The sequence below is a fragment of the Mesorhizobium sp. M7A.F.Ca.CA.004.06.1.1 genome, assembly GCF_003999135.1.
Classification (GTDB): Bacteria; Pseudomonadota; Alphaproteobacteria; order Rhizobiales; family Rhizobiaceae; genus Mesorhizobium.
On sequence record NZ_RZPQ01000577.1, the window covers coordinates 1 to 3,845 of the forward strand.

At 65.1% G+C, this 3,845-nt stretch carries 3 protein-coding genes; 1 reads left to right on the top strand and 2 read right to left on the bottom strand.

Annotation, left to right across the window (positions count from 1 at the left end):
- Positions 1-1,035 (top strand): saccharopine dehydrogenase family protein (locus EN906_RS26050; RefSeq protein WP_164777364.1); only part of this gene is annotated, 1,035 nt, incomplete at its 5' end.
- 222 nt (positions 1,036-1,257) lie between these two features.
- On the opposite strand, the gene lpdA is transcribed toward EN906_RS26050, so the two are convergent.
- Positions 1,258-2,655, bottom strand: coding sequence for a dihydrolipoyl dehydrogenase (gene lpdA, locus EN906_RS26060; RefSeq protein WP_127268448.1), 1,398 nt, complete (start codon positions 2,653-2,655; stop codon positions 1,258-1,260).
- Between the two features lie 249 nt (positions 2,656-2,904).
- A partial coding sequence (locus EN906_RS26065) for a dihydrolipoamide acetyltransferase family protein (RefSeq protein ID WP_164777365.1) occupies positions 2,905-3,845 on the bottom strand: 941 nt, incomplete at its 5' end.

Here is a 3,845-nt window from a genome sequence, read left to right on the forward strand (position 1 = left end):
GGGGATTATCAGGTCACGCTCGTCGACCGCTCGGCAGCACAGTTCGCTGCTGCCGAACTGCCGGCCACGGTTGCGACGCTTGAGCTCGACATCGAAGCATCCGGCACGCTTGAAGCCGCACTCGCCGGCAAATTCGCGGTGCTCAGCGCCGCTCCCTTCCATCTGACCACCCGCATCGCCGAAGCGGCGGCCTGTGCCGGCGTGCACTATCTCGACCTGACCGAGGATGTCGTCTCGACCCGCCGCGTCAAGGAACTGGCGGTTTCGGGCAGAAGCGCCTTCATTCCGCAATGCGGCCTGGCGCCGGGCTTCATCTCGATCGTCGCCAACGATCTCGCCAGCCGGTTCGATTCGCTGGAGAGCGTGCGCATGCGCGTCGGCGCCCTGCCGCAATATCCCTCCAATGCACTGAACTACAATCTGACCTGGAGCACCGACGGCGTCATCAACGAATATTGCGAGCCCTGCGAGGCGATCGTCGAAGGCGAGCTGGTCGAGGTGCCGCCACTGGAAGAGCGCGAGGAGTTCTCGCTCGACGGCGTCACCTACGAAGCGTTCAACACCTCCGGCGGCCTTGGCACGCTGGCCGAGACGCTGAAGGGCAGAGTGCGCACGCTGAACTACCGCACCATCCGCTATCCCGGCCACGCCGCGATCATGAAGGCGCTGCTCAACGATCTCGGCCTGCGCCACCGCCGTGACGTGCTGAAAGACATTTTCGAGAGCGCGCTGCCGGCGACGCTGCAGGACGTGGTCATCGTCTTCGTCACCGTCTCCGGCCGCAAGAACGGCCGCCTGCTGCAGGAGACCTACGCCAACAAGATCTACTCCAGGCGCATCGGCGATCAGGTGCGCAGCGCCATCCAGATCACCACGGCGTCCGGCATCTGCGCCGTGCTCGACATGCTCGCCGACGGCAGCCTGCCGGCCACGGGCTTCATCAAGCAGGAAGACATCGCGCTCGACGCGTTTCTGGCCAACCGCTTCGGCCGCGCCTATGCGCAGCATGAGATGGTGAGCCGGCTGGCGGGGTGATCAGCGTCTCTCTCTTGTGAGAGGCTGCCCCCCTCTGCCCTGCCGGGCATCTCCCCCTCTAGGGGGGAGATAGGCTGTCATCTTAGATTTCGCCAATTTTCAAAGTCTTGGAAGAGGCGGGTTGCCCGAAACTGCTGATCTCCCCCCTTGAGGGGGAGATGTCCGGCAGGACAGAGGGGGGCGAGTGTCCCGCCAGCATCACCGCCTTTGCACTGTCACGAATCAAACATGCAGCGCGTGCCCCAGCGCCTTGAGCGCCGCTTCCTGGAATCCCTCGCCTTGCGTCGGATGGGCATGGATGGTGCCGGCAATGTCCTCCAGCCTGGCGCCCATCTCCAGCGCCAGGCCAAAAGCCGCCGCCAGTTCCGACACGCCCTGCCCGACCGCCTGGATGCCGAGCACCAGATGGTTGTCCGCCCGCGCCACCACGCGGACGAAGCCGTCTTCGCCCAGCTTCGTCATCGCCCGGCCGTTGGCGGCGAACGGGAACATGCCGATCTTGATCTCGCCGCCCAGAGCCCTGGCCTCTTCCGGCGAAAGACCAGCGGTGACGAGTTCCGGATCGGTGAAGCAAACGGCGGGAATGGCGCGCTTGTCCCAGTTGCGCTTGTGGCCGGCGACGATCTCGGCGACCATCTCGCCCTGGGCCATCGCCCGGTGCGCCAGCATCGGCTCGCCGGTGACGTCGCCGATGGCGAAGATGCCGCGCATCGAGGTGCGGCACTGGTCGTCGATGCGGATGAATTTGCCTGCCCTGTCGAGGTCGATCTGCTCGAGCCCCCAGCCTTCGGTCACCGGCTTGCGGCCGACCGTGACCAGGATTTTTTCGGCGGCGACCTTGGCGCTCTTGCCATCCGCCGTCTCGACCAGCAGCGCATCGCCTTTGGTCGATAGCCCCTTGGCCTTGGCACCCAGCATCACCTCGACGCCGAGTGCGTTGAGCCGCTTGACCACGGGCCGCGTGAGTTCGGCGTCATACTGCGCCAGCACGCGCGGCAAGGCCTCGACCACGGTCACTTTGGCGCCCATTTTTGCAAACGCCATGCCGAGTTCCAGCCCGATATAGCCGCCACCGACGACCGCGAGTTTTCTCGGCACGTCGCTCAGTGCCAGTGCCTCGGTTGACGAAATCACCGGACCGCCAAAGGGCAGGAACGGCAGCTCGACTGGCGCCGAGCCGGTGGCAATGACGATCGTCTCGGCGCGGATGACTTGGCTTCCCGTCTCGGTCTCGACCGCAACCGTCTTGCCGTCGCGAAAGCTCGCCCAGCCATGCACGGTCTTGACTCCTGCCTTCTTGAGCAGGCCGGCGACGCCGCTGTTGAGCCGGCTCACGATGCCGTCCTTCCAGGCGATCGTCTTCGCCAGGTCGAGCGTCGGTGCGGTGAGCGAGATGCCGAGCGGGCTCTTGCCGCCTTCCATGTGCGACACCTTCTCGAACTCCTCCGCCGCATGGATCAGCGCCTTGGACGGGATGCAGCCGACATTGAGACAAGTGCCGCCCGGCTTGCCGGCTTCCACGATCACCGTATCGACGCCGAGCTGTCCGGCACGGATAGCGCAGACGTAACCACCGGGACCGGCGCCGATGACCAGCAGCTTGCAGGAGATTTCTTTCATGTTGGCTGCTTCCTTTCGGCCGCCGGGCGCCCTGTCCTTCTCCCCTTGTGGGAGAAGGTGGATCGGCGCGTTAGCGCCGAGACGGATGAGGGGTGTTCCAGCGGAGTGAGGCGTTGGCGTTCCCTGGAACACCCCTCATCCGTCGCCTTCGGCGACACCTTCTCCCACAAGGGGAGAAGGGGGAGCCCACATTCCAACGCCGGTAACTTCCGAAGGTCCGTCTCAAGCTTCGACATCGGCCTCATCACCTCAATCCACAAAGATCAGCGCCGGCGTTTCCAGCAGCGTCTTGATCCGCTGGATGAACACCGCCGCATCCCACCCATCGATCACCCGATGGTCGAAGCTTGACGATAAATTCATCATCTTGCGCGGGATGAACTGGGTGCCGTCCCACACCGGCCGCACCATCATCTTGTTGACGCCGATGATCGCCACTTCCGGATGGTTGATGACCGGCGTCGTCGCCACGCCGCCCATGGCGCCGAGCGAGGTGATGGTGATGGTCGAGCCGGACAGCTCGTCGCGTGTCGCCGTGCCGGACTTGGCCGCCTCGGCCAGCCTGATGATTTCTGCGCCGCACTCCCAGATGTCGCGCGCCTCGGCATGTTTGACCACAGGCACTACCAGCCCCGACGGCGTCTGCGCGGCGATGCCGATATGGATGCCGCCATGCTGGTGGATGATGCCGGCCTCGTCGTCGAACAGCGAATTGAGGTTGGGCTGGTCCGCGATCGCCTTGACCATGGCCCGCATCAGGAACGGCAGCAGCGTCAGCTTCGGCCGCTCCACGCCACCCCTACCTGGGCGCTTCTCCTTGTTGAGCGCGGCGCGCAATTCCTCCAGCGCGGTGACATCGATCTCCTCGACATAGGTGATGTGCGGGATGCGCGATTTCGACAGCGACATCTTCTCGGCGATCTTGCGCCGCAAGCCGACCACCTTGATATCCTGGATCGCATCGTTGCGGGCGAGGCCGGATGTCCTGGCAACCTGCGGCCCGCGCGCCAGGAACGCTTCGATGTCCTCATGGCCGATGCGGCCGGCAGGGCCGGATCCCGCAACCTGCCTGAGATCGATGCCGGCTTCCTTTGCCCGCAGACGCACGGCAGGCGAAGCCAGCGGTCTTTCGCCCTCGGGACGCGGTGCGCCGGCGGGCGTGGCAACTTGAGATGTCGGCGCCGTACCCC

Bases quoted from the DNA above. Each gene is read 5' to 3' on its own strand.
- lpdA (WP_127268448.1), bottom strand. From the start codon at position 2,655: ATGAAAGAAATCTCCTGCAAGCTGCTGGTCATCGGCGCCGGTCCCGGT.